18 protein-coding genes and 1 tRNA gene are annotated in these 24,793 nt (G+C 70.4%); 13 read left to right on the top strand and 6 right to left on the bottom strand.

The genetic code is table 11. The features are described 5' to 3' along the window. Positions 1-31: 31 nt before the first annotated feature. Complete coding sequence (fes, locus tag OG524_RS33235) at positions 32-1,330, bottom strand: enterochelin esterase (protein ID WP_405812242.1); 1,299 nt, start codon at positions 1,328-1,330, stop codon at positions 32-34. 222 nt (positions 1,331-1,552) lie between these two features. Here fes and OG524_RS33230 point away from each other — a divergent pair, with 222 nt between their 5' ends. Together OG524_RS33230 and OG524_RS33225 are read left to right on the top strand one after the other, a co-directional pair. Then, the gene (locus OG524_RS33230; RefSeq protein ID WP_405812241.1) at positions 1,553-3,400 is read left to right on the top strand and encodes a hypothetical protein; all 1,848 of its coding nucleotides are present in this window, start codon (positions 1,553-1,555) and stop codon (positions 3,398-3,400) included. A gap of 145 nt (positions 3,401-3,545) precedes the next feature. Beyond that, positions 3,546-4,607, top strand: a complete 1,062-nt coding sequence (locus tag OG524_RS33225) for a YncE family protein (RefSeq protein WP_405386699.1) — start codon at positions 3,546-3,548, stop codon at positions 4,605-4,607. A gap of 199 nt (positions 4,608-4,806) precedes the next feature. Here the strand turns inward: OG524_RS33225 and OG524_RS33220 are convergent, their stop codons facing one another. Continuing rightward, a complete protein-coding gene (locus OG524_RS33220; protein WP_405386700.1) occupies positions 4,807-5,547 on the bottom strand; it encodes an NAD-dependent epimerase/dehydratase family protein in 741 nt (246 codons plus the stop codon). 358 nt (positions 5,548-5,905) lie between these two features. Here OG524_RS33220 and OG524_RS33215 point away from each other — a divergent pair, with 358 nt between their 5' ends. Continuing rightward, a complete protein-coding gene (locus OG524_RS33215) occupies positions 5,906-6,109 on the top strand; it encodes a hypothetical protein (protein ID WP_405812240.1) in 204 nt (67 codons plus the stop codon). 369 nt (positions 6,110-6,478) lie between these two features. On the opposite strand, the gene OG524_RS33210 is transcribed toward OG524_RS33215, so the two are convergent. Both OG524_RS33210 and OG524_RS33205 read right to left on the bottom strand, forming a co-directional pair. Beyond that, positions 6,479-8,572: a DUF6351 family protein gene (locus OG524_RS33210; protein ID WP_405812239.1), complete on the bottom strand. Its 2,094-nt coding sequence runs from the start codon at positions 8,570-8,572 to the stop codon at positions 6,479-6,481. Positions 8,573-8,788: 216 nt separating this feature from the next. Continuing rightward, positions 8,789-9,931 carry a mandelate racemase/muconate lactonizing enzyme family protein gene (locus OG524_RS33205; RefSeq protein ID WP_405386706.1) on the bottom strand — a complete coding sequence of 381 codons (1,143 nt, stop codon included), beginning with the start codon at positions 9,929-9,931 and terminating at the stop codon, positions 8,789-8,791. A 232-nt stretch (positions 9,932-10,163) separates the two neighbouring features. Between OG524_RS33205 and OG524_RS33200 the strand changes: the two genes are divergently transcribed. The 7 genes from OG524_RS33200 to OG524_RS33170 all read left to right on the top strand — a co-directional run bounded on the left by OG524_RS33200 (position 10,164) and on the right by OG524_RS33170 (position 19,972). Next, positions 10,164-11,165, top strand: a complete 1,002-nt coding sequence (locus tag OG524_RS33200) for a LacI family DNA-binding transcriptional regulator (RefSeq protein ID WP_405386707.1) — start codon at positions 10,164-10,166, stop codon at positions 11,163-11,165. A gap of 113 nt (positions 11,166-11,278) precedes the next feature. Beyond that, positions 11,279-12,619: an ABC transporter substrate-binding protein gene (locus tag OG524_RS33195; protein WP_405812238.1), complete on the top strand. Its 1,341-nt coding sequence runs from the start codon at positions 11,279-11,281 to the stop codon at positions 12,617-12,619. A 7-nt stretch (positions 12,620-12,626) separates the two neighbouring features. Further along, positions 12,627-13,574, top strand: a complete 948-nt coding sequence (locus OG524_RS33190; RefSeq protein WP_405386711.1) for a carbohydrate ABC transporter permease — start codon at positions 12,627-12,629, stop codon at positions 13,572-13,574. After that, entirely contained in the window at positions 13,571-14,449 is an 879-nt protein-coding gene (locus OG524_RS33185; RefSeq protein ID WP_405386713.1) for a carbohydrate ABC transporter permease, read from the top strand. Before OG524_RS33190 ends, OG524_RS33185 begins: the two co-directional genes overlap by 4 nt. A gap of 104 nt (positions 14,450-14,553) precedes the next feature. Next, entirely contained in the window at positions 14,554-16,845 is a 2,292-nt protein-coding gene (locus OG524_RS33180) for a hypothetical protein (protein WP_405386715.1), read from the top strand. 12 nt (positions 16,846-16,857) lie between these two features. Beyond that, the gene (locus OG524_RS33175) at positions 16,858-19,101 is read left to right on the top strand and encodes an FAD-dependent oxidoreductase (protein WP_405812237.1); all 2,244 of its coding nucleotides are present in this window, start codon (positions 16,858-16,860) and stop codon (positions 19,099-19,101) included. A 4-nt stretch (positions 19,102-19,105) separates the two neighbouring features. Then, the gene (locus OG524_RS33170) at positions 19,106-19,972 is read left to right on the top strand and encodes an NAD-dependent epimerase/dehydratase family protein (RefSeq protein WP_405812236.1); all 867 of its coding nucleotides are present in this window, start codon (positions 19,106-19,108) and stop codon (positions 19,970-19,972) included. Positions 19,973-20,197: 225 nt separating this feature from the next. Here the strand turns inward: OG524_RS33170 and OG524_RS33165 are convergent. Both OG524_RS33165 and OG524_RS33160 read right to left on the bottom strand, forming a co-directional pair. Next, positions 20,198-20,271, bottom strand: a tRNA-Pro gene (locus OG524_RS33165). A 49-nt stretch (positions 20,272-20,320) separates the two neighbouring features. Next, positions 20,321-22,978, bottom strand: coding sequence for an ATP-binding protein (locus OG524_RS33160; protein WP_405812235.1), 2,658 nt, complete (start codon positions 22,976-22,978; stop codon positions 20,321-20,323). 106 nt (positions 22,979-23,084) lie between these two features. Here OG524_RS33160 and OG524_RS33155 point away from each other — a divergent pair, with 106 nt between their 5' ends. The 3 genes from OG524_RS33155 to OG524_RS33145 all read left to right on the top strand — a co-directional run bounded on the left by OG524_RS33155 (position 23,085) and on the right by OG524_RS33145 (position 24,779). Beyond that, complete coding sequence (locus OG524_RS33155; protein ID WP_405386722.1) at positions 23,085-23,618, top strand: DUF309 domain-containing protein; 534 nt, start codon at positions 23,085-23,087, stop codon at positions 23,616-23,618. 97 nt (positions 23,619-23,715) lie between these two features. Continuing rightward, positions 23,716-24,138: a DUF350 domain-containing protein gene (locus OG524_RS33150; protein WP_380198163.1), complete on the top strand. Its 423-nt coding sequence runs from the start codon at positions 23,716-23,718 to the stop codon at positions 24,136-24,138. Between the two features lie 62 nt (positions 24,139-24,200). Further along, positions 24,201-24,779 (top strand): hypothetical protein, encoded by a 579-nt coding sequence (locus tag OG524_RS33145; RefSeq protein ID WP_405812234.1) that lies wholly within the window; start codon positions 24,201-24,203, stop codon positions 24,777-24,779. The last annotated feature ends 14 nt before the right edge of the window (positions 24,780-24,793 follow it).

Genomic DNA, 24,793 nt, shown 5'->3' with positions numbered 1-24,793 from the left:
CTACGGCTACGGCTACGGGGCGCGGATACGGCTACGGCTGCGGGGCGCGCGTCCCCGGTCCGGTGGTGGCCGGGGACAGGAGCTCCACCAGGCCGTCGGCGAGTTCCGTGCGCCAGCACAGGTAGTCGTGGCCGCCGTTGAACTCGTGGTAGGTGGCGTCGTCGTAGCCGGCCGCCGCGAGGGTGTCCCGCAGCCTGCGGGCGGCCGGGAGGGCCACCCATTCCTGCTCGCCGAAGGAGAGCCGGAACCGGACGGGCAGCCGCGGTTCCTGGGCGATCCGCCCGGTGAGCCATTCCGCGTCCGGACCGTCGGGCCACCAGAAGGAGCCCGACTGGACGAGGACGTTGCCGAAGCGTCCGGGGGCCGACAGTGCCGCGTGGGCGGCGGCCAGGCCGCCCAGGCTCTGGCCCGCGACGACGGTGCGTGCGGGATCGTCCGTCACGGGCAGTCGGGCGGCCGTCCAGGGCAGCAGTTCGTCGGTGAGGAAGGAGACGAACCCGGGGCGGCACGTCAGGTCCGCCCATCGGGTGCCGGCGTCCACGGAATCGGGCAGCAGAGCGACGACGGGCGGGATGCGCCCGTCGTCGATCAGGTTGTCCAGCAGGTGCGACAGTCCGAGCCGCGGCTGCCAGTGCTCGCCGTCCAGGAGGACGAGTACGGGCAGGTCCGCCGCCGAGTGCCCTGCGGGCAGGGGCGGTTCGTAGACCCACACACGGCGGCTCCCGCCGAGATTTCCGGCCGGGACGTCGTGCGCGGCGACCCGGCCCCGGGCGGTGGCGTCCGGCCTCGGCAGCCAGTCCCCGGCACGCGGGGCCGCCGGGAGTTCGGCGTAGGAGACCGGGTCACCGCTCCAACGCCGCGGCAGCGCCGAGGGGTTGAGCGGGTCGGGGCGGCGCCGGGTGCGCAGCCACTGCCAGTACGCCGGGGTGCCGTACTCCGGGCCGTCCCCCTCGTCGACGTAGAAGTCGTACGTGCCGCGCCAGTCGTGGCGCAGGCGCAGGGTCCAGTGCCAGACGTCCGTGCCGGGGACCTGTGCCGCCATGTTGACCTCGGGGTCCCTGGGGTCGCCGAGCTTGTTGGGCAGGACCTGGACGGCGCGGGTGGCAGGGGTGCCCTGCCACAGGAACGTCACTGCCCGGTGGTCGTCGTCGCCCTCGGGGTCCGGCGCGACGACGGGATGGCCGCCCGAGCGGACGGCGGCCCAGAACTCCTCGGTGCCGCCCGGCCCGGGCAGCGGGCACGCGGGGTCGGCCGACCGTGTCAGGGGGTCCGGGCGCGCGATCCTCGGCGGTCGGCGCGTGGTGTCCTGCGGCGGCGTGGAGGTGAGCACGAGAGGAACTCCGAACGATCGGGACAGGCAACTTAGGGTCACCTTACCTCTCCCCCCTGGCGGAGCCCGGGGGCAGTCGCGAGACGGGGCGTCAGTTTGAATTAAGGGTAGGCTAACCTAATCAGGCTTGACCGCTTCCGGCTGCTGCCGAGCGGCTTGCCGCCGCGACTTCCGTCGCCCCTCCCCCGTCACTCCCCTCGCGCCCGCCAGGAGCAGTTCGCCATGAACCCCGCCAGACCTCCCCGCACAGCAGCACCCTCCCCCGGTGCGACCCGCCCCCGGTTGGGCCGGGTCGCCGCACTCGCCGCCGGTGCCACCCTCGGCCTCGGCGCGCTCGCCGCTCCGATGGCCGCCACGGGCCATACCGGTGCGGACACCACCGGAACCGTGGCCCTGGTCGCGGACTCCGCGGCGCCCACGGTCACCCTGGGCGCGACGTCCGTGAAGGCGGGGGGTGACGTGACCTTCCGGGCCTCCGGATTCCCCGCCGGGGCGACTCTGAGCGTCAAGCTCGACGACAAGACCCTGCTGAAGCAGTTCCCCGTGGGCGACGACGGGAGCGCGTCGGGGACGGTGACCGTCCCCGACGGCACGGCCCCCGGCGGTGGGCACTGGCTTCGCTTCCTCGCACCGCAGACCAGCGTCCGCAGCGAGAACCTGACGGTGACGGGCGGCACCCCGGCCCCCGAACCGACCCAGCCGCCCACCACCGCGCCGACCCCCACGCCCACGCCGACGCCGACCGCTCCGGCCGCCGAGCCGAAGGTGCGGCTGACCGGCTCCGAGGTGGCGGCGGGCGGCAAGGTCACGTTCACCCTGTCCGGATTCGCCAAGGGGCAGAGCGTGACGGTCAAGCTGGACGACGGCGAGATCATCGGCCGGTGGCCCTCCGCCGTCGGGGCCGACGGCACACTCACCGCGTCGGTCACCGTCCCCGGGTCCACGTCGGCGGGGGCGCACTGGCTGCGCTTCCTGGCTCCCGACCCGTCGACCAGCCTGAAGGCGGGGATATCCGTGACGGCCTCGGACCCGGGCGGCTCCACCGGCGGTTCCACCGGCGGCTCGGGCAGCGGCGGCGCGTCCGGCGGAGGGGGCACCTCCGGCGGCGGCACGGGCGGGACCGGCAGTACGGGCGGGGCGGTTTCGGGCGGATCCAGCTCCGGCGGGTCGGGGTCCGAGAGCGGTTCCGGCGCCGCCTCGGCGACCATCACCGCAGGCTCACGGACGGCCGCCGGAGGCAAGGTGTCCTTCCGCGTGACGGGCTTCCCCGCGGGCGAACAGCTCACGGTCAAGCTCGACGACTCCGAGATCATCGGCCAGTGGGCGAACGGAATCGGCGCGGACGGCTCGCTCTCCGCAACCGTGACGATCCCCGCGGGCACCACGAAGGGCGCCCACTGGCTGCGCTTCCTGGCCCCCAACCCGTCGACCAGCCTGCGCGCCGACTTCACCGTGACGTCCGGCCCGGCAGCCGGGTCGGACGGCTCCGCGAGCGGTTCCGGATCCGGTTCTGGCGGTAGGAGCGGCACGGATGGTTCCGCGACCCCGGTCCCCGCCGCATCCGGCGCTCCCGCCAGCGCGTCCAACTCGCGGGGCGCCAAGGCTGAAGTGACGGCGAGCCAGGTCCAGGCGGGCGGGGTGATCCACTTCAAGGTGACGAAGTTCCCGGCCGGCGAGACCGTCACGATCAAGTTCGACGACGAGGAGATCCTCGGCCAGTGGAAGACCGACGCCACCGGCACGTACGAAGGTGATGTGACGGTCCCCACGGAGACCTCCGCGGGCGCCCACTGGCTGCGCTTCCTGGCCCCCAACCCGTCCACCACGCTCAAGGTCGACATCACGGTGAGCGCGCCGGGCACCGCGGCTTCCACCGACAGCACCGGGGCGGCCTCCACCCCGCAGCAGGTCTCCCCACGCACCGTCACGGCCGCTTCCGTGGGCGCGCCGGTGTCGTACGCGACCGTCGCGTGGTCGGCGGCCGCCGCAGCCGTGGGCGGGGCGGCCGGCGCCGCCGGGACCACCCTGTTCGTCGTACGCCGCCGGACCGCCGGGACCGCGCAGGGCTGACGCGCCCCTACCCAACACAGCTCCCTTACAGGGAAGTTGTTACTCAGGTCACATTCCTGACGGTGCGTAAGTTAGGTAAGCCTAAGCTAAGTTAGAACTGTTATCGATCACCCGTAGAAACACCTCTCTGGGAGTTGACCCCCGCATGACCTCGTCCCTCCGTAGAAGCCGTCGTGTCATCGCCCGTGCCGCCATCACCATGGTGATCGCGGCGGGCAGCACCGCCGCGCTGGCGGGGCCCGCCGCCGCGCACACCGCCGGCACCGGCTCGGCCGTCACCGTCGCACCGCTCACGAAGGGCCTCTACCAGTCCTCCTACTCCGAGCGGAACAACGTCCTGTGGGCGACCACGGCAGTGGGCCGGCCGCCGGTGACGAACTCCGCCCTGCTCAAGGTCGACCCGAAGACCCTTGAGGTGAAGGCGACCTACACGCCGCCGGTCACCGACACGGCCACGGGCGCCGTGGAGGCCGTGTACGGCGTGGCCGTCGACGACGAGCACAACACCGTCTGGACGACCAACACCCGCAACAACACGGTCGCGGTCTACAGCCAGCGCACGGGCAGGCACCTCGCCACCCTCCCGAACGTGGGCCACGCCCGGGAGATCGTCGTCGACGAGCGGCACGACACCGTGTGGACCAGCGCGTTCACGGACGGCACCCTCGTCGCGTTCGACAGCCGTACCTTCGAGGAGAAGAAGCGGATCACGGTCGCGGAGTCGGGTCCGACCGGCCTGGTCGTGGACGAGCGGAGCGGTACCGCGTACGCGGCCGACCTCAACAACGACCGGATCATCCAGATCACCACCCGTTCCGACACGCCCCGTCTGATCCCCACGGGGGACGGCCCGATCTCGATCGCGCTGTCCGCGAACGGCCGCACCGCCTACACCGCGAACCAGACGGGCGGCGACGTCTCGGTGGTCGACCTCGAGAAGGGGCTCGTCACCAAGAGCGTGGCCACCGGTGCGGGCGCCCTGTCCGTCGCCAACGACGACCGCACGGGCAACGTCGTGGTCGTCAACCGCACCGCCGCCACGGCGACGGTCGTCGACCCGCGCAAGGGCGCGGTCGTGAAGACGGTCGCCACGGGCGCCAACCCCAACCACGTGGAGATCGTCCGCGGCACCGCGTACGTGGTCGACAAGTCCGGGGCCGGTCTCGGTGGCGCCGACCAGATCCACCGTTTCCGCGTCGGCCGCTGACCCGACGGGCGGGCCGGTCCTGCCCTGCGTGGTCCGGAAGGAGCGGAGAGACACCGCACCTGATCGGTGGGCCGGGTGCGTTGTCGTTCCCGGGCCCACCGATCTGCCATGTCACGGAGAACCTGCGGGCCGGCTCCTGTCTGCGGGTGGCGTGTACCGGGGCTGCGCCCGGAACCACTCGACGGTCCGTTCCAGACCCTCACGCAGGGGGACGGGCACCACATCGGGGAAGGAGGCTCAGCAGCCGGGAGTTCTCGGCGTGCGAGTGGCGCACGTCGCCCGGGCGGGGCGGGAGGTGCCGTGGGTCGAGCGGAGTCCCCAGAACGGCTTCCAGTTCGGTGATCAGCTCTCCGAGCGAGGTGCGTGTTCCGTAGGCGAGGTTCACGGGGTCGGCGGAGACGACCTTGCGCAGCGCGGCCCGGGTGAGGACACGGCAGACCGTCTCCACGTACGTGAAGTCGCGGCTCCGGAGGCCGTCTCCGTGGACGAGGACCTGCTGACCCGTCGTCACGGCGTCGATCCAGGCGGGTACGACCGCCGCGTAGGTTTCCCGCGGGTTGCCGGGGTCCACCTCTTTGCCGCGCTGCCGCAGCCCGTCGGTGAGCCGCGGCACCACGTAGTCCGGCATGTGGCCGTTGACGCCGTCGGCGAGTTCGACGAAGCGGAAGGGGCGGCCGTCGGTGCGCTCGGCCCACCAGGACAGACAGGAGGGGTCGATCGGCAGGCAGTGTCCGCCGGCGCCCGGTCCCGGGAGGAAGCGGAGGAAGCCGTGGGGTTTGGCCGCCGCCGCGTCGATCGCCTCCCGGACGTCGACGTCCAGGTCGTGGGCGAAAGTGGCAAGCTCGTTGACCAGGGCGATGTTGACGTGGCGGAAGGTGTTCCCCAGCAGTTTGGCCATCTCGGCGGTCCGGCAACTGCTGGCCTGCACCACCGTGTCCACGGTCGATCTGCAGAAGTCCGTGACCGGGTACGCGTCCGGCGCTTCCCGTCCGCCGGAGCCGGACCCTGCCGGATCGCCGGTGGTCCCGGGAAATCTCAGCGCCGAAGCCGGGGCCGGTGTCAGGGGCGTGCGGCGGAGGTACGGCCGCCTGTGACGCGCAGGAGGTCGAGTATTCCCTCGTCGCTGCTACCGGACGCTGTCGTGTACGTGACCATGCGCAGGTCCGCGCCCGGAACGATCAGGACGTCGCAGTCGAGCAGGATGTCGCCGATCTCCGGATGGGTTCGTCCCCGGCACCGGCCTCGCCCGGAACGCAGGACCCATCTCCCGGTTCGCGATGCGGCGCATCCTGCCGGTCATGACCCTCACCCCGTTCGCGACCGGCCGGAATGCCGCCGGGCGCTGCCTCGCCGACGTCGTCGTCGGCACGACCGAGGCGCCGACCGGGTCCTATGTGGACCGCACCCGTGCGGCGCGGTCGTCCGAGGAGTCCTACGACCCCCGGCGCGAAGGCGCTCTCTGGGACAGCGCCGAGAGGTTCACCGCGGCGTACGCGGACTGAACTCGCATTCCGAACACCGGGCAGCGACGGTGGCCGGGTCCGGCTCCGGGTCCCGCTCCGGCTCCGGGTCCGGGTCCGGGTCCGCCACGGTCATCGGCCGGAGCCTGTTCGGGCCGAAGGGCTGCCTCACCTCGCACGCCCGGACGCCGTCCGCCGTCGGCGCGCCCGGCTTCGTGCCCGGTGTGGATCGCGCAGGGCATGCCCCGGGTGTAGTACACGGCCGTCTGTACGGCATGCGGGGCGAGCAGACCGCCGTGTACCACCTTCAGCGCGGACCAGCCCCCGGTCGGATCCTCCCGCAAGGGCTACGACCTGATTCCCCGCGGGCAGCCGGGGCCTGACCCTCGTGGCTCATCTGCCGCGATCCCGTCACCTCAGGTCGAAGGAGAGCCATGTACCGGCGAGGCCCTGCTGACCCGCCCCGGGCTGGGACCAGTCGCAGACACCGCTGCCGAAGACCTCCTTCAGATCCTCGAACTGGCCGTCGGTCACCGGCACTCGGTAGTCGGTGCGGTTCAAGGGGCGCTTGCGGCACTTGACGATGTCGTTGGCCACATCGGCTCCGGCGACCATCCGCGGCGATGTCCACACCGGGTAGAGGGTGTTGCACTCGGTGTTGCCGATGCCCTCCACCTGGGGCTCCACGATCTTCTTCGCACCGATGCCACGGGTCCAGCAGGCGTCCGTGAGACCCTGCGGCCGGTGGCGGACGATCTTCTCGACGGGGGCGTCGTCGCCGGAGTCTCCCTTGATGCCCGTGAGCCACTGGTCCATGTCGGACACCATCCCTGCGAGAGTGAATCCGTGTCCGCTGGAGCGGGTGAGCATGACCTGGTTGGCGTGGGTGCCGTTGGCCTTGTCCAGCCGCGCCCGGGTGGAGAAGGAGTGGAAGCGCATGTGCATGTCGCCGGTCGCGGCGTCGTCCGTGTAGTCCCGGTAGTCGATGATCGGAACGTCGGCGAGGCCGCCACCGCCGTTCAGCATGCGGCCCGTGCGGTAGGCGAGCCGTACCGCCTTGAGATCGGCGACGGTGCGCTCCGCGGCGGGCTTGGCGTCGTCGTCGAGGCCGCCGATGCGCCGGTTCAGGTCGATGAACTGGTCCATGTCGATGGTCCCGTTGTTCAGGGCCTCAAGTCCGTACTGGATACCGGTGTTGTCGAGCGGCCTGCGCGCCTTCCCGGTCTCCGGAACCTCGCCGTAGACGTTCACGGCGTGGCTGTACACGTCGCAGCGGGCACCGTCCGGGTTGGTGACGGGCTCGTAGCGCTGCTCCTCGGGCAGCTGGGCAGGGCAGTACACCGTGGGGTCGATACGGCCCGCGGCCCGTGCCAGGCTGCCGATGCTCTCCCACTTGCCGAACCCGGAGACCGCCCTCTGCTGCTCCTGGGTGAACGCGTCCGGCGCGACGTTCCTGAAGTAGTGGTTCAGGAGCTGGGCGTCGCTGAGCGTCTGGATCGTCCCGAAGCCGACGTCGGGGAAGCTGCAGCCGGAGAGGATGCCGTCCAGCAGGCCCGGGTAGTTGTCGGCGATCTGGTGGGTCTGGTACGAGCCGCCGGAGCAGCCGTTCCCGATGGTGAAGGCCGGTTCGCCGTACGTCTCCACGAAGCGTTCCTTGACCATGCTCATGGTCTCGGCTGCCAGCAGGTCGTTGCAGTTGTTGCCGAAGACGTTCAGCGACGACGAGGCGACGCCGTAGCCCTTGCTCAGATACGTGTCGTTCATGATGCCGACGGTCTTGCGTCCCTGGACGTACCAGCCGCCGTTGCAGCCTCCGCCGAAGCCGTACACGAGGCGTCCGTTCCAGCCCGGCCCGCGCTCCAGCGGGTCGGGGGTGCCGGACAGCGGGTCGTGCAGCACAGCCGTCTCGTAGATGCCGCGGTTGATGGTGCCGGTCTCGACGCGGACGATGTACGGCACCTTCCTGCCCGCGCTCGTCGTGGCGGTCGCCAGGTCGGCGGGACGGTCGTTCGTGTCGGGCAGGGCGACGAACGTGCCGGCCGTGGTGCGATACATGTAGTCGACGCGGGTCTCGACCGAGCAGTTCTCGTCGGTCGGCTGCCCGAGCGTGCCGCCGGTGACCGTCCTGAACTCGGCGGTGTCACAGATGAACGGCTGCTCGTGCGGCCCGGAGAACACCGGCCCCGTGATGGGGTGGTTCTTCAGGTTCACCTCTGCGCTGTCCGCGCCCTGAGCCGTGGCCGTGAGCTTGTTCTCACCCTTGGACAGCTCCTTCACCACGCCCATCAGCGCGTTCTCGCCGGACGGCCGGAAGCTCGATGTCACGTCCCGGCCGTCCACCGCGACCCGGATACTGTCGGCCGCTACGGACGCGGGCGCCGCGACGCGTATCAGGGCGTCGTCCCCCGACACCACGCCGGGCCGCGACGACACGGCCGTCACCTGTAGCTTCTCGCGTTCCTGGCTGCCGGCCGGCGTCGCGGACGCGCCTACCAGTACGCCCATGAACGCCATGCCCACAAGGCCCAGCTCTACTGGTCTCGCGGCTCCTCTGAACAACACGACGGAACTCGCCTCACTTCCTGGGGTCGGAAATCGTACGCAGTGTGCAGACGCGGGCTGTGGGCCCGCCGGGCCGGTGACGCGCATGTCCCCCGTCGTCGTGGGTGTGCGGCCTTCGCTTCCGCGGGGCGGCCCGTACAGCCGGCCCGCCCTGCCCGGCTACCAGTTGGTGAACGCCCCGTCCGCCGTGCGCAGGTGCGGGCGTTCGGCCGCCGTGGCCTGGTACCGGCGCGCCGCCTCCCGGTCGATGTCGACGCCGATGCCCGGCAGTTCACTCAGCTCCACCCGCCCCGGCACGATCGTCGGCCGCGCGGTGAAGAGGGCGGCGATGGCCGGATCGGGGTCGGTCTGGTGCTCCTGGATCGCCACATTGGGGCAGGCCAGGTTGAGTTGGAGCGAGGAGGCGGCGGTGACCGGGCCGAGCGGGTTGTGGGTGGCGAGCTTGATGTGGTGGGTCTCCGCCATCGCGGCGATCTTCTTCGCCTCGGTCAGGCCCGCGGCCACCCCGACATCCACGCGTGCGTAATCGATGAGATCATCCTCGATGAGTGTCCTGAACTCCCATTTGGAGCCGTACTGCTCACCTGCGGCCAGTGGTACGCAGGTGCGGGCCCGCAGCATGCGGTAGCTGTCCGGGTTCTCACAGCGCAGTGGGTCCTCGACGAAGTACGGGCGGGCCGCCTCGATCTCCCGGCACAGGGTCAGCGCCTCCGGCGGATCCAGGCGTGTATGGACATCGAGAATCAGCTCCACCTCGTCGCCGACCGCGTCCCGCACCTGATGGAAGAGGTCGACCGAGTCGCGCAGGCATCGGCGGGCGTCGAGCGTACCGTCGGCGTCGTGCGGCGCGGCGAACCGCAGATGGCGCCAGCCCTCGGCGACCAGGTCACGGCAGCGGTCCAGGAACCACGCGCGGTCGTGGTAGCCGTCGCCGACATGCACATAGGCGGGTACGTGATCGCGCACCCGGCCGCCGAGGAGCTCGTGCACCGGTACTCCGAGCGCCTTGCCGCGGATGTCCCAGAGGGCCACGTCCACCGCTGCGATGGCGGCGCCGAGTATGCGGTCGGCGGGGAAGAACCCGCGCCGGAACATGACCTGCCAGAGGTGCTCGATCCGTCGCGGGTCCTCGCCGACGATCAGCTCGGCGAGGTCCTCGAGACCCCCCGCGACCGCCCGTTGGCGCGACCTGATGCCGACCTCGCCCAGGCCGTGGATGCCCTCGTCGGTGTCGACCACGACCAGCATCATGCTGTCGCCGTGGTCGGGGAGAGTCAGCACTTCCAGGCCGGTGATCTTCATTCCACTCCTCTATGAAAACGTTCCCGCAATTTCAGTGCCACTCTTGAGAGCACATCATCGGCAGCGGTCGAGCCGAAGCGCAAGACCCCTGCATCCAGAAGGTTTTCCTCAATGAAATCGCCCTGACACACGTCTTGACACGCACTGAGAACGTTCGCAAACATCAGCCTTCGCAGGATCCAGACGCGAGCCGACCGGGGCCGGCCGGCTCAAGACGAAGAGGAGACCGTCCGTGGCAGTCACGATCCGGGAGGTGGCGAGCGCCGCGGGTGTCTCGGTGTCGACGGTGTCCCGTGCGTTCACCGCACCCGACCAGGTGCAGCCGGCGACGCGGCAGCGCATCCTCGACGCCGCGACCGAACTCGGCTACTCCCCCAACCCGGCGGCCCGTTCACTGCGCGGCAGCGGCACCGGAACGCTCGGCCTGATCGTCCCGGACATCGCCAACCCGTTCTTCCCGCCGATCATCAAGGCGATGCAGGCCCGCGCCCGGCGCCTGGGCTACACGGTCCTGGTTGCCGACAGCGACGAGCGCGAGGCGGACGAGCTGGCCGCCATCACGGCCGTGTCGAAGCGGGTGGACGGCCTGATCCTGTGGGCCTCCACCCTCACCGAGGACCGGCTGCATGAACTCGCGGGCCGGATGCCGCTGGTGGTCGTGAACCGCCATGTGCCAGGCATCCCCGAGGTCCGGATCTCACTGTCCGCCGGCATCGCGCAGGCCGCCGAACAGTTGAAGGCGTACGGTCACAGGCGCTGCGTCTTCATCAACGCGTCCCGCGCCGAGCCGAGCCGCGGCAAATCCATCCAGGAATCCTTCGAAGCGCTCGGTCTCTCCCTGTCCGAGCTCGGCCCGTACGAGCCGCGGTTCGAGACGGGCGTGCACGCCGCCACCCTCGTCGCCGCCCACGAAGCGACGGCCGTGATCGCCCACAACGACCTGGTCGCCCTCGGCGTACTGCACCAGATGGCCAACCTCGGCGTGAGCGTGCCGCGGGACGTCAGCGTCATCGGCATCGACGACACACTGCTCGCCTCCGTCTCCACTCCCAGCCTCACCACGATCAGGATCGACCCCGAGGAGATCGCCACGCGGGCGGGGGACCTTCTGATCGAGACGATCGCGAGCCGGACAAGGGGCACCGGGACAGGGTCTGAACTCACCGCCCCCTTCGTGGAGATCGGATCCCGCCTGATCCCCCGCGCCTCGACGGGCCCCGCGCCCGCCCACTGATCCACGGCGCACGCGACCACAACACGCCAGCACCGCTCACCACCGTACCCACTCCCGCCCTTCTTGGAGCCTATATGCCCAGAAACTTCCGCTACGTGGCCATACTTGGCTGCATGGCGCTGACCGCGACCCTCGCGGGCTGTTCCTCCCTCACCCCGAGCAGCGCCGCCGGGGACGGCGATCTGCTGCTGCGGGTGCAGGGCATGCCGCCGGCCACCGACAAGCCAGGGCTCGCCCTGTTCAAGAAGCAGGTTGCCGACTTCGAGAAGGCCAACCCGGGCATCAGGATCAAGGGCTCGATCACGGTCTTCGACCCGCTGACGTTCTCCGCGAAGCTGGCCGGCGGCAATGTCGAGGACGTCATCAAGGTGCCGCTGACCGAGCCGCAGCGGCTCATCCAGCAGAAGCAGGTGCAGCCGATCACCGGGCAGCTCAAGGAGTGGAAGCACTTCAAGGAGTTCAACCCGCAGGTCCTCCAGCCGCTCACCGACAGCGCCGGCGACGTGTACGGCGTACCGCAGAATCCGTACGCCCAGGGCCTGGTCTACAACCGCGAGCTCTTCGAGGAGGCCGGCCTCGACCCCGACAGCCCGCCGACCACCTGGGCGGAAGTCCGCACCGCCGCCAAGAGGATCAGCGACACCACCGGCAAGGCGGGCTTCGTCCACGAGTCCAAGGACAACCAGGGCGGCTGGCAGCTGGCGATGCTGTCGTACGCCTTCGGTGGCGAGCTGCAGAAGGAGCAGGGTGGCAGGTACACCGCCACACTCACCGGGGAGCCGACGAAGAAGGCGTTGCGGCTGCTCAAGGACATGCGCTGGAAGGACGATTCGCTCGGCAAGACCCTCCTCAACAATCAGAACGACGTGATCAGGCAGTTCGCGGCCGGGCAGGTCGGCATGTTCATGGGCAGCCCGGGGACGTACCGACTCGCGAAGATGCAGTTCGGCATGGAGAACACCGACGCCTTCGGAGCGGCCCCGATGCCGCAGTCCGGTGGCGACGCGACACTCACCGGCGGCGACATCTACATGGTGCCGAAGTCCGCCGACAAGAAGCATGCGGCAGCGGCCGTCGAGTGGCTGACCTTCGCCTACGCCAAGCCGCAGTACAGCACCGACATGGCCGCCGAGCAGGCCAAGGCACTCTCTGCCGACCCGAAGTCCGCGGTGGGTGTACCGACACTGCCGGTCTTCGACAGGAAGCGGCAGACCGAGATCGACGCCGCGATCAAGCCGTACGTCAATGTGAAGCTGCAGAACTTCAGGCCGTACATCGACGGTCTCTCCGCGCTGGAACTGAAGCCGGAGCCGCCGTACCAGGCGCAGAAGCTGTACACCGCGCTCGATCCGGTGGTCCAGGCTGTGCTCACCGAGCGCGACGCCGACATCGACTCCCTGCTGGCCTCGGCCGAGAAGGACGTCAATGCCAAGCTCGCCGCGGACCAGAAGTAGCCGGCCCATGGCCCTGCTCACTCCGTCCCGGCGCCCGGCCTCCGTGTCCGACGAGCCCGTGCCGCACACCCTGCCGCAGCGGCGTGGCACCGGCGCCCGCAAACAGTTCACGGCCTGGCTGTTCCTCGTCCCCGCGCTGCTGGTCTTCGGGCTCTTCGCCTGGTGGCCGATCGTGCGGAGCCTGCTGCTCAGCTTCCAGAGGACCAACCTCGTCGAGCCCGCGGTCTGGGTGGGCCTGGACAACTTCCGTACGCTCTTCGACGATCCGTTGCTCGGCACCGCCGTCGGGAACACCGTGTTCTTCGTGGTTCTCGGCCTGCTGATCGGCTTCCCTGCGCCGCTGATCCTGGCCGCGATCATGTCGACGGTGCGTCGCGGCGCGGGCGTCTACCGCTTCCTGGTGTATCTGCCGGTGGTCATCCCGCCCGTCGTGGCGATCCTGCTCTGGAAGTGGTTCTACAACCCCGGGAGCGGGCTCTTCAACAATGCCCTCGGCAAGGTCGGGCTCGGCCCGTACTCGTGGCTGGAGTCCACCGACAGCGCCATGCTCTCGCTGGTCCTGGAGGCCACCTGGGCGGGCATGGGTGGTGCCGTCCTGATCTACCTGGCGGCGATGGTCGGCATCCCCGGCGAACTCTACGAGGCCGCCGAGGTGGACGGCGCCGGTATCTGGCGACGGATCTGGCATGTAATGCTGCCCCAGCTCCGTTCCGTCATCGGCCTGTTGTTGCTCGTCCAGCTGATCAACACGGTGCAGGTCTTCACCGAGCCGTACGTCTTCACCGGCGGCGGACCCGAGAACTCCACCCTCACGGTCCTGCTGCTGATCTTCCGGTACGCCTTCCAGGACGGCGAGTACGGACAGGCCGCCGCGCTCTCCTTCCTGATGGTGCTCGCCCTCGCCCTGCTCTCCGCGGTCTATCTCCGGGCCACCCGCAGCTGGAGCACATCATGACCACGCTCACCACCTTCGTCTCCACGAACGACCGCCAACGCCCCGGCGTACGCGCCGCAGTGCGCTCGATCCAGGCGTTCACCCTGATCCTGTTGCTGCTCATCGGCATCGGACCGCTGTACTGGATGGTCAAGGGCGCCGTCTCACCGCCCACCGAGCTCACCACTGCGCCCCTGGCCCTCTGGCCGGACCGGCCTGCCCTGGGCAACTTCGCCACGGCGTACACCGATCTGAGTGTCGGCCGCTATCTGATGAACACCTTCCTGGTGGTCGGCGGATCGTGGTTCGTGCAGCTCTTCGTCTCGGCCACTGCGGGCTTCGCCCTTTCGGTGCTCAGGCCGAGGTTCGGCAAGGCCGTCTACGGGGCGATCCTCGCCACGATGTTCGTGCCGTACACGGTGAACATGGTCAGCCTCTTCATGACGGTGATCGATGTGCCGTTCCTCCACCTCAACCTGGGAGACACCTACTGGGCCATCTGGCTGCCGGCCGGCACGAACGCCTTCACGGTGCTGCTCGCCAAGCAGTTCTTCGACGCCCTGCCGAAGGAGCTGTTCGACGCGGCGCGGGTCGACGGCGCGAGTACCTGGCAACTGCTCACCAGGATCGTGCTGCCCATGAGCAAGCCGGTCCTCGCCGTGATCAGTCTGCTCGCGGTGATGCACTCCTGGAAGGACTTCATCTGGCCGCTGGTGGCCATCACCGACCCCGAGAAGCAGCCGATCAGCGTCGCACTCGCCCAGCTCGCCACGCAGGCTCCGCAGGACCAGCTGATCGCCACGATGGTGCTCGCCGTGGCCCCGCCGGTGCTCGTCTTCGTCGTCTGCCAGAAGTACATCGTCGCCGGCCTCGGCTTCACCGGAGTCAAGGGCTGACAACCGCCGGAGTCGACGGCCGAGCCGTCAGTTCCTCCACCACACCCTCCGCTTCGGAATCCTCGGAGAATCCGGAACACCCCGACCAAGAGAAGGGCACCTCCATGTCAGTCGCCCGCCGCAGATTCATCCAGGGCACGGCCGTCGCCACCGGCGCCGCGCTGTTGCCGGCCGTTCCCGCACACGCCGCGGACCCGGTCACCATCGAGGCCGACGGCATCACCCTGGTCGGCCGCAGCGACGGCAGCGTCCTCGTGCAGGACGGGGCGGGCGCCGACCGCATCCTGCTGAGCCACTTCATGTTCAAGGACACCGCGCTCGGCCAGCAGCGCACCTTCGGCGGCACGCCCACCCGGGTCACGCTCCCCGACGGGCGGCCCGCGATCCAGGTCACGTACACGATGGCGGGCGGCACGTCCGGGGTCACGGTGCGCGGCACCTTCGACGTCACCCCCCGCAAGGCACACATGAAGTGGGAGGTCGGCGGCTCCAGCACGCTCGTACCGGCCGGCTTCATGTTCTCCCGCACGGTGTACGAAGCGAGCGCGGCGGAGTCGTACGAAGCGCTGACCGTCTGGGAGCGGGACGCCCGGGGCGGCATTCCGTACGAGGTGAACGCGGGCGGCGCGTACGTGGAGACGTGGGCGGGATCTAAGGGCTTCTTCTGCCTCTCGTCCACCAACCCCGCGAACACGAACGCCACATGGGTCCACTCCCCCGGCACCTCGACCGGCGCGGGCACCGCGGTCACCGAGGCCGATCTGGTCCTGGGCGACCTCCGGCCGCGCGGGGCGGGAGCGCTCGCCGCCAAGAGGCCCCTCGGCGTGGAGGTGTGGACCGACCAGCCGTTCAACCTCTACAGAGCGGCCGGGCAGACGATGACGCTCAGGGCGCAGGTCGTCAACGGCTCCGCCGCGGCCAGGAAGGTGACCCTGACGTGGTGGGCGCGGGACTTCGGCGGCAGGAAGATCGCCGGCGGCACCCTCCACAAGAGCCTCGCGGCGGGCGCCGCCTGGAACGCGTCCTTTCCCATGACCTCGCCGTCGCAGAACATCGTGTTCACCGGGGTGGAGGTGGTCAGCGGCAGCGACAAGGCGCTGGCCCGCACGAATCTGAGCGTGCTCCCGGAGTTCACGTACAAGGCGGGCAAGGAGTCGATGTTCGGCCTCGCCAACTACCCCTGGCTGCTCAAGCCCGGCAAGGACGCCGTACTCGGGCTGGTCAGGACGCTCGGCATCAAGTGGATCCGCATCGCCTACGCGGGTGCACCGGGCATCGACATCGCGACCCTGGACGCGAACGGTATCGGGCACAACGTGGAGCTGTCCGGCATCCCCGTGGGCGGCAGTCCGGAGCAGATCACGGCCTGGGCCGACACGAATGTCGCCAAGGCCCTGGCCGCCGAGGCCGCGTACTTCGAGGTGAGCAACGAGGTCAACCAGCCCTGGATGTCGGGCCGCGGCGCCGACGCCTATGTCCGGGACGGTCTGCGCCAGGTCACCACACGCCTCGGCGCGGCGGGCTCGCGGATGAAGGTCATGAACGCCGGCCTCGGCGGCATGGACCATGTATGGACCAAGAACTTCCATGACGCGGGCGGCTGGGACCTCATCGACGCCTTCGCCTTCCACCCCGGTCGCGGCAACTTCACGCCCGACTTCGCGCCGCCGCCCGAGGAGTGGACGCAGGGGTCGTCCGGCTCGTACTGGAACTTCCTCGGCGCACTGCGCAAGGCGAACCAGGTCCTTCAGGAGTACGGCGGCGACAAGGAGCTGTGGCTCACCGAGGCGTACGCACCGACCCGGCCCAACGCGTGGTGGAGCGACACCTATCGGCACGCCGCCGAGAACACGCTGCTCACGCTCGCTCTCGCCAAGGCCGAGAAGGTGCGGGCCGTCAACTGGTACCAGTTGCACGACTCGACGATCCACCACCCTCAGGAAGCCGACCCGGCCAACGCCGAGTACCACTACGGCCTGATGAACCGCGACACCAGCGCCAAGCCCTCGCTCCTCGCCTTCGCGACCGCCGCCCGGGTCCTGGACGAGGCCGAGTTCGTCCGGCATCTCGCCTTCGCGGACAAGGACATCAAGGGGCTCCTCTTCACCACTCCCGGCGGACCGGTGTCGATCCTCTGGAGCCGCAAGGACGGCTACGTCCTCAACCCCGAGCACGGCGATGACCCCTGGTACGCGTCGCCGGAGCCCTGGATCGACACCTGGACGACCAGGACCGCGGTCGTGGCCCACTCGGGGGCGGTCGACGGAACGGTGCGGGAGCTGAACTGCATCGGCCAGGAACGCTCCCTGAAGGCCTCCGGCGGCAAGATCACCCTCACCCTCGACGGCGCCCCGCGCATCTACTACGGGCTCGCCGCCAATCCTGACTGGAAGTAAGTGACGTACGACATGAGGAATGAAACCGCACGGCACGACATCACCGTCGTCGGCGGCGGCCTGGCCGGGGTCTGCGCGGCGATCGCAGCGGCCCGGCTCGGCCGGAGCGTCGCGCTGATCAACAACAGGCCGGTGCTCGGCGGCAACGCGAGCAGCGAGGTGCGGGTCTGGGTGTGCGGCGCGACCGGCCACGGCAGGAATCACCATGCCCGTGAGGGCGGCATCATGGGCGAGCTGCTCGTGGAGAACCAGTTCCGCAACCCTGACGGGAACCCCTACTACTGGGATGCCGTGGTCCTGGACGCCGTGCGCGCCGAGCCCGGCATCACGCTCTACCTCAACACCGACGTGCGCGAGGTCGACGCCGAAGGTCCGGACGAGGCCCGGCGGATCGCCTCGGTCACCGGCTGGATGATGGGCTCGGAGCGGCGGATACGTTTCGAGAGCCCTCTCTTCCTCGACTGCACGGGGGACGGCCTGATAGGCCACCTGGCGGGTGCCCACCACCGCATCGGCCGGGAGTCGCGCGCCGAGTACGACGAGGCATGGGCTCCGGAGACGGCCGACGACATCACCCTGGGCTCCACTCTCCTCTTCTATACGAAGGATGCCGGTCACCCGGTCAAGTTCGTGCCGCCGAACTTCGCCAAGGACATCACCCGGACCTCCATCCCGGAGCGCCGCATCATCAAGGCCGGCGACAACGGCTGTGCGTACTGGTGGATCGAGTTCGGCGGCGAGCTCGACACCGTCCATGACAACGAACGCATACGTGACGAACTGTGGGCGGTGATCCACGGCATCTGGGACCACATCAAGAACTCCGGCGAGTTCGACGCGGCGAACATGACCCTTGAATGGGTGGGCTCGATCCCCGGCAAACGGGAGTACCGGCGCTTCCTCGGCGACTACGTCCTGCACCAGGGAGACATCCTCGGCCAGACCGAGTTCGCCGACCGGGTCGCTTTCGGCGGCTGGTCGATCGACCTGCATCCGCCGAAGGGCATGTACGCCACCGAGGCAGGTGCCAGACAGTTCTACACGGACGGCATCTACCACATTCCGTACCGCAGCCTCTATTCGGTGAACACCGAGAACCTGCTCTTCGCCGGGCGCAACATCTCCGCCAGCCATGTCGCGTTCGGCTCGACGCGCGTCATGGCGACCTGCGCCACGATCGGCCAGGCGGCCGGCACGGCGGCGGCACTCTGCGCCACCGGGGGTGTCACCCCGCGCGAACTTCCCGTACCCGAGCTGCACCGGGCGCTGCTGCGCCAGGATGCCTCGCTCATCGGCCTCGCGTCGACGGACCCCGAGGACCTGGCCCTGCGGGCGACGGTCACGGCGTCGTCCGCCTTGAGCAGCCTGGCGGTCGAGGACTCCGACGGACTGTGGCCGCTCTCGGCGGACGCCGGACTCGTCCTCCCCGCGGACCCTGACCTGTCCGGGGTGGAACTGCTCGTCGACGCCGACCGCGACACCGAAATCGTGATCGATCTGTACGACCCCGAACTCGGCCAGAACTACGTCCCACGCCGCCTCGTCACCTCCACCACCCTGCCCGTGACGGCCGGTGCCCGGCAGTGGGTCAGGACGGGCCTGGACTGGTCTCCCGAAACCCCGCGCAACGCCTTCCTGGTCGTCCGCGCCAACGACGCCCTCGCCCTGCACCGCTCCGACCGTCCGACCCCCGGCGTGCTGTGCTTCACGCACGTCCCGCTGCGCCCGTCGGACGAATCGCCGCAGCCCTTGCGCGAGTGGACGGACACGGATCTGCTGCGCCGCACCTTCTGCATCCGTACGGGAGAGACCGCGGCCTACTCCCCCGCCAAGGCCACCGACGGCTATGCCCGCCCGTACGCGGGACCGCACATGTGGGTCTCCGCACCACTGGCGGACGACCCTGCCCCCTGGCTGGAGCTGGCCTGGCCCGAACCGGTCACCCTGGGCCGGGTCGAGGTCATCGCCGACGACGACGTCAACGAGGACCTGATCAATCTGCACCACCACCGCACGCCCTTCGACACCCTCCCCACCCTCCTTCGCGACTACCGCGTCGAGGCGCTGGACACCGACGGCACCTGGCGCGTCATCGCCCGTGCGGCGTGGAATCGGCAGCGGCGCGAGACGCACACACCGGCCGAGCCGGTCACCACATCGGCGATCCGGGTCGTCGTCGAAGCCACCAACGGGGCGGCGTCGGCGCACGTCGTCGCCGTGCGCGCCTACGAGCAGAAGCACGACACGGGAGAGTGACTGCATGGTCGGAAGAGTGATGGTCACGGGGGCCGCCGGGCGGATCGGGCGAGCGGTCCTCACCCTGCTCGCCGAGCACGGCATCGAGGCGAACGCCCTGGTCCTCGATGATCCCGGTGATCTCGCGGCACGCCTCGTCGTGACCGGTGACGCGACGGACGCTACGCCCGTGCGGGCGGCTCTGGAGGGCGCCGACGCGGTCATCCACCTGGCGGCGATCCCGACTCCCGAGCGCAACACCGCACACGAGGTCTTCGCGGGCAACAGCCTCGCCACCTTCACCGTCCTGGAGGAGGCCGGCCGGGCCGGGATCCGGCATGCGGCGGTGGCGAGCTCCTGGGGTGTCACAGGCCTGCCCTGGACGGACGCCGAGGATCCGCATCCGCCGTACGCACCGGTCGACGAGGCGATGACCTCCCAGGTGGCCGACCCCTACGGCCTGTCCAAACAGGTCGACGAACTGACAGCGCGGATGATGGCGCGGCGGCACGGGATGAGCGTGGTGTGCCTGCGCTATCCGTACGTGGGCGGGTTCGAGGAACGGCTGCGCGCGCACGCCGCCCGGCTCACGGCCGAGCCTGCCGCCGGGGCAAGGGACCTGTGGACGTACCTCGAGGTCCATGACGCGGCGAGGGCCGCGCTGCTGGCCTTGGACGTACCCGGCCGTGCGGCGCACGCGGTACACCTCTGCGCCCCCGAGATCATCGTGCCGTACCCGACGGAGGAACTGCTGCGCCGCTACCACCCCACCACCGTGCTGCGAACCCCGGTGCCGGGCCGCGCGGCGCCGGTCGACACCTCGGCCGCGCGCAGGCTGCTCGGATTCACGGCACAGAATCTCCTCGGTCACGGGCCGGTACCGCCGAATTGAGATCATGACGGCCGGTCCGGCCGCCTGCGCCCTGGCCCGGGCTGCCCTGGGTGCGACGCCCCTCGCTCACTGCTTTCACACAACCCCGTGGCTGGGTCAGATCGTGTGGGCCTGAACCTGGTGAAACACCTCGCGGGCGCCGGTCAAGGAGGCTGGTCCCCAAGAATGATCAAGGGCCGGTATCAGATTTCTCCGATACCGGCCCTGACCTGCGACTGTCTCCAGTCGGGACGACAGGATTTGAACCTGCGACCCCTTGACCCCCAGTCAAGTGCGCTACCAAGCTGCGCCACGTCCCGATGCGATTCCCCCGGTGTTCCCGGGTGGCCGCGCAGGACAAACATTACCTCACTCCGAGGACCGCATCGACGTCCGTACCTGTTGGGCGCGGGTCGCCAGTGCCTCGGCTCCGCAGGCCGTCGCGAGTTTCTGGGCTCGGGCGAGCTCCCCCGTGGACCGGATGGCCGTGCCGTACTCGAAACGGGCCACGGCGTGCTCGTAGGCGGACGACGAGGCTTCGAGGTGGCGTACGGACTCGGCCAGCAGGTGCTCGGCCTCCTCGGGCGGTGCGAAGAGGGCGACACAGCGCAGGGCTTCGCCGATGGCCGTGTCCGTGCCGAAGCGTTCGGCGTGGACGCGGGCACGGGTGGCGAGCTGGGCCGCCCGGACCGGGTCGGTGTCGGCCAGGGCACGGGCGAGGTCGCTGGCCCAGGGTGCCCAGACGCCGTTGAAACGGCCCCTCGGCTCCAGCGCCGCGCCCGCCGCCTCCAGTTCGGCGACGGCCTCCGCGGTACGGCCTTCGGCCAGCAGCAGCCTCCCCCGGACACACGGGCCGTCCGGCAGGACCATGGCACTGGGGTAGGGCGGGCCGAAGTCGTACCGGTCGGCCACCAGCCGGGCCTCCGTGACCCGGCCGCGGGCGATCAGGGTGTCGACGAGCAGGCAGGTGGCGTCCCAGTGGACGGGCAGGCCGCTGCCCGCACGGTCGGCGAGGCGCAGACCTTCGCGCAGGAATCCCTCGGCCTCGGCGAGACGGCCGCGCCGGCGGTGGACAAGACCGAGGAGGGTGTGGGCGAACGCGAGGTGCGCTCCGCTCCAGCCTGAGATCTCGAAGGCGCGCACGGCCTCGCCGAAGAGTTCCTCCGCCCTGTCGAGCCGGTCGGTGAAGGAGTAGGTGATGCCGAGCATCGTGGGGAGTTCGAAGCCCCATTCGGTGTCGGTCCAGCCGAGCCCTCGGGCGGGCCGGCCGTCCACGAGTGCGCGTTCGCAGAGGTCGACGACGAGTTGGGCGTTCTCACCGCGGAGCATGGCGTCGAAGGCCCGCAGGGTGAGCAGGGCACGCTCGACGTTGTCGCGGCCCTGGAGGTGGTCGGCGTTGCGGGCGAGCCGGGCCGAACGCGCGGGTCCGTCGTCCTCGGTGGCCTGCATGCCCTCCCACAGGAAGTGCGCGGCCTGGAGGCGCATCAGCCCGGGTCCCGGAGCCGTACGGGACGCCTCGGCGGCCAGCGAGAGGGCCGCGTCCTTGAGCTGGTTGTTGTGCGACAGGGCGGCGGCGAGCCGGTACGTCGCGTCGATCCGCACGTTGTCGTCGAGCCCCGGCGCATCGAGGGCTGCCCGCAGGTGCTGCACCGTGGTGGCCGGTGAGCTGAGCAGTGTGGCGCAGCCCAGTTCGTACAGCAGGGCCGCCCTGTCGCCGCGGCGCGGTGGTTCCTCCAGGGCTCGTTCGAGGCAGCGCCTGGCCGCTTCCGGGGCACCGACCGCGAGGTGCTGGCCCGCCGCCTCGCGAAGCTGTGCGACCAGCTCCTGGTCGTCGTCCGGATGGACTTCGAGCAGGTGGCGGGAGGCCGCCGCGGCGCCGAGTCCGGCCTGGGTGATGGCCCAGGCGGCGCGGCCGTGCATCGCGGTGCGGGTGGCGGGCGGGATGGACCGGTAGACGGCGGTGGCGATGAGCGGATGGACGAATTCCAGCGGGTCGAAACCGCTGACGATACGGGCGTCGCGCAGCCGCGCCGTGCAGTCGGCCGCCTCCGCCGAGCTCATCCCGGCCAGGGTCGCGGCGAGTTCCTGCGAGATCTCGGTGCCCAGTACGGCCGCGGCCCACGCGAAGCGGTTGGCGTTGGTGCCCAGCCGTTCGAGCCGGGCGACGAGTCCGCTGCCCCGGGCCGACGCGCCGAGCTCGCGCAGCAGGCCGGCGGACTCCTCCACCGGCGCCAGGTCGCGGTCCTGTGCCTTGGCGACGAGCTCGACCACCTCGTAGGGGTTGCCGCCGGTGACGGCCCACACCTCGCGGCAGAAGGGGTCGTCGGCATGGTCCCCCAGGCTCGCGCGAACCAGGCCGGCGGTGGCGTCGGGGGTGAGGGCGCGCAGGGCGACCCGGGTCTGCGCCGGGTGTCCCGTCCCGCCGCCGCTCTCCGGGTCCCGGGCGGGAGCCCAGTCGGCCGTGCGGTCGGCGAGCTCCTGCGGGCGGTGGGCCTGGACGACCAGGACCGGCAGCTCGGACAGCCGCGCGGTGAATCCGGCGAGCCAGGCCAGCGATTCGCCGTCCGCCCAGTGCGCGTCGTCCACTATGAGGAGTAACGGCCGGTGGCTGAGGCGCGAGGCGAGCCGGGCGACGACGAAGTCCAGGCCGTCCCTGACGCCTTGCGGATCGGGCTGCGGTCCTCCGGGCTCGGCGAGGCCCAGGGCGGGTGCGATGACCTCGAACCAGTCGCCGAACAGGGCCCTGCTCTCGTCGGCGGGGAACTGGTCCAGGGCGGGCTGCAGGAGTTGGCGTACGACGTGGAACGGCACCGAGGTCACGGTCTCGCCGCCCCGGGCGGACCAGACGGTGCAGCGGTCGGCGGCCATCGTGCGGATCTCGCCGAGCAGGGCGGTCTTGCCGATACCCGCTTCGCCGCTGAAGACCAGCAGCCCACCGGCCGACTGCCCGCCGCAGAGGGCATTCACCGCCTGTGTGGCGGCGGCGAGTTCCGGTTCGCGCTCGTACAACGGCCGGGACGGCTTCATGCCTCCCCTTCCCAAGGTGGTTGCGGAGGCTCCGAGCCTAGTCGTGCGCGGGGGTCCACGGACAGGGTTCACACGGTTCGTCGCAGGTGCGGGGCACAATCGGGGGGTGGACGAATCTCGCAGGGACCGCGACGAAGAAGGGCGGGCGCGCAATGCGCGCCCCCGTGACGGGCTGGGGCGCCCGCTGCCGTACGGGACTCCGGGTGTGGAGCGCCAGCCCGAGGGGGTCGTGCGCTCCCCCGACGGGACGGTGCGCGAGGCCCAGCGACTGCTGGACGCGGGTATGCCGTTCCATGCGCACGAGGTGTTCGAGGACGCCTGGAAGTCGGGGCCCGAGGCGGAGCGGGAGTTGTGGCGGGGCCTCGCGCAGATGGCGGTGGGGCTGACGCACGCGGCGCGGGGCAACAGCGCGGGCGGAGCACGGCTGTTGAGACGGGGAGCGGCGGCGGTGGAGGCCTTCCGGGGGTCGGATCCGTACGGGATCGGGGTGGGCCCGCTGATCGCCTGGGCGCAGGAGTTGGCCGGGCGGGTGGATCCGCCGGGAGACGCGACCGAGGAAGGGACCGGCGGGGGCGCGCGGGTCGTGGACGCCGCAACGGAGGCACCCCGGTTGCGGCCGGGGGGCCGGGCCTGGGAGTGAGTACGGGCGTGCGATAGGTTTTGCCCTTTCTTGACGGCGTGTTGATCGCGCACGTCTCGTTCCAGCCTCGACCACTGCTCAGGAGATGGACGCCCCGATGACCGACATCATCAACGGCCTCGGCCGTGCCACTGCTTACGGGGCCCTCGGCGTCGTACTGCTCGTTCTCGGCATATTTCTGATCGACGCGCTCACCCCGGGCAAGCTGGGCCGCCAGATATGGGAGGAGCGCAACCGCAACGCGGCGCTGCTGCTCAGCTCCGCCCTGCTGGGCATCGGCGGCATCGTGTTCACCTCGATCTGGACGACGTACGAGGACTTCGGGAAGGGCCTCGCGTCCACCGCCGCGTTCGGGCTGCTCGGTCTGGTCATGATGGCCGCGGCCTTCCTGGTGGTGGACCTGGTGACGCCCGGGAAGCTGGGCGCCACGCTCGTCGAGCGGGAGCCGCACCCGGCGGTGTGGGTGACTGCGTCCTGCAATCTGGCGGTGTCGGCGATCGTGTCGGCGTCGATCGCCTGATCGAACGGGTGATCCGCCCGACCGGCGAACACCGGCCTGCGCAGCCATTACGATCCGGCGTCATGAGCACTTCCGACCAGGATCAGAAGCAGGACCGGACCCGGGAGCCGGAAACGGACCGACGACCCGAGGGGATAGCCGGGCCCGGCGACACAGCCGGGCCCGACGGGACCACGGGCCCCGGCGGGACCACCGGACGCACCGGAAGACCCGCGCCCCGCCAGGCGGTCGAGCAGGACGAGGCACCCGAGCCCGTCCGGCCGGCTGTATCCCCCATAACCCCGGTGGCCCCCGTGGCGGATGATGCCGACGGGACCACCGGGGCTGCCGTGACCGCCCCCGAAGCCTCCGAAGTTCCCGCGGTCTCCGAGGCCCCCGAGAGACAGAGACTGACACCACGTCAGGCGCGACGCCTGCGGATCGCCCTGTCCTCCGTGGGCATGGCCGCGATGGCCGTCGTCCTGGCGCTGCGCATCGCGAGCCGTTCGTCCGTGCTGGTCGTCGGCGTGTACGGGCTCGCGCTCATCCTCTGCGGTGTGGTGATCGAGCTCAGCAGGAACGGCCGCACCCGCCTCGGGAGCTGGCTGCTGGGCATCGGCCTGGTGGCGGCCGTCTGCGCGGACCAGCTGCTCATTCCCTGACCCGGACGCCCTGC

Source organism: Streptomyces sp. NBC_01520, assembly GCF_045040375.1.
In the GTDB taxonomy this organism is placed as follows: domain Bacteria; phylum Actinomycetota; class Actinomycetes; order Streptomycetales; family Streptomycetaceae; genus Streptomyces.
Note: the sequence above shows the minus strand (reverse complement) of the source record. Positions and strands in the feature narration are given on the sequence as shown.

Coding starts and splice junctions, on each gene's coding strand:
- OG524_RS33205 (WP_405386706.1), bottom strand. CDS start 9,931: ATGAAGATCACCGGCCTGGAAGTGCTGACTCTCCCCGACCACGGCGAC.
- OG524_RS33185 (WP_405386713.1), top strand. CDS start 13,571: ATGACCACGCTCACCACCTTCGTCTCCACGAACGACCGCCAACGCCCC.
- OG524_RS33210 (WP_405812239.1), bottom strand. CDS start 8,572: ATGGGCGTACTGGTAGGCGCGTCCGCGACGCCGGCCGGCAGCCAGGAA.
- OG524_RS33160 (WP_405812235.1), bottom strand. CDS start 22,978: ATGAAGCCGTCCCGGCCGTTGTACGAGCGCGAACCGGAACTCGCCGCC.
- OG524_RS33215 (WP_405812240.1), top strand. CDS start 5,906: ATGACCCTCACCCCGTTCGCGACCGGCCGGAATGCCGCCGGGCGCTGC.
- OG524_RS33170 (WP_405812236.1), top strand. CDS start 19,106: ATGGTCGGAAGAGTGATGGTCACGGGGGCCGCCGGGCGGATCGGGCGA.
- OG524_RS33175 (WP_405812237.1), top strand. CDS start 16,858: ATGAGGAATGAAACCGCACGGCACGACATCACCGTCGTCGGCGGCGGC.
- OG524_RS33195 (WP_405812238.1), top strand. CDS start 11,279: ATGGCGCTGACCGCGACCCTCGCGGGCTGTTCCTCCCTCACCCCGAGC.
- OG524_RS33180 (WP_405386715.1), top strand. CDS start 14,554: ATGTCAGTCGCCCGCCGCAGATTCATCCAGGGCACGGCCGTCGCCACC.
- OG524_RS33150 (WP_380198163.1), top strand. CDS start 23,716: ATGACCGACATCATCAACGGCCTCGGCCGTGCCACTGCTTACGGGGCC.
- OG524_RS33190 (WP_405386711.1), top strand. CDS start 12,627: ATGGCCCTGCTCACTCCGTCCCGGCGCCCGGCCTCCGTGTCCGACGAG.
- OG524_RS33230 (WP_405812241.1), top strand. CDS start 1,553: ATGAACCCCGCCAGACCTCCCCGCACAGCAGCACCCTCCCCCGGTGCG.
- OG524_RS33225 (WP_405386699.1), top strand. CDS start 3,546: ATGACCTCGTCCCTCCGTAGAAGCCGTCGTGTCATCGCCCGTGCCGCC.
- OG524_RS33145 (WP_405812234.1), top strand. CDS start 24,201: ATGAGCACTTCCGACCAGGATCAGAAGCAGGACCGGACCCGGGAGCCG.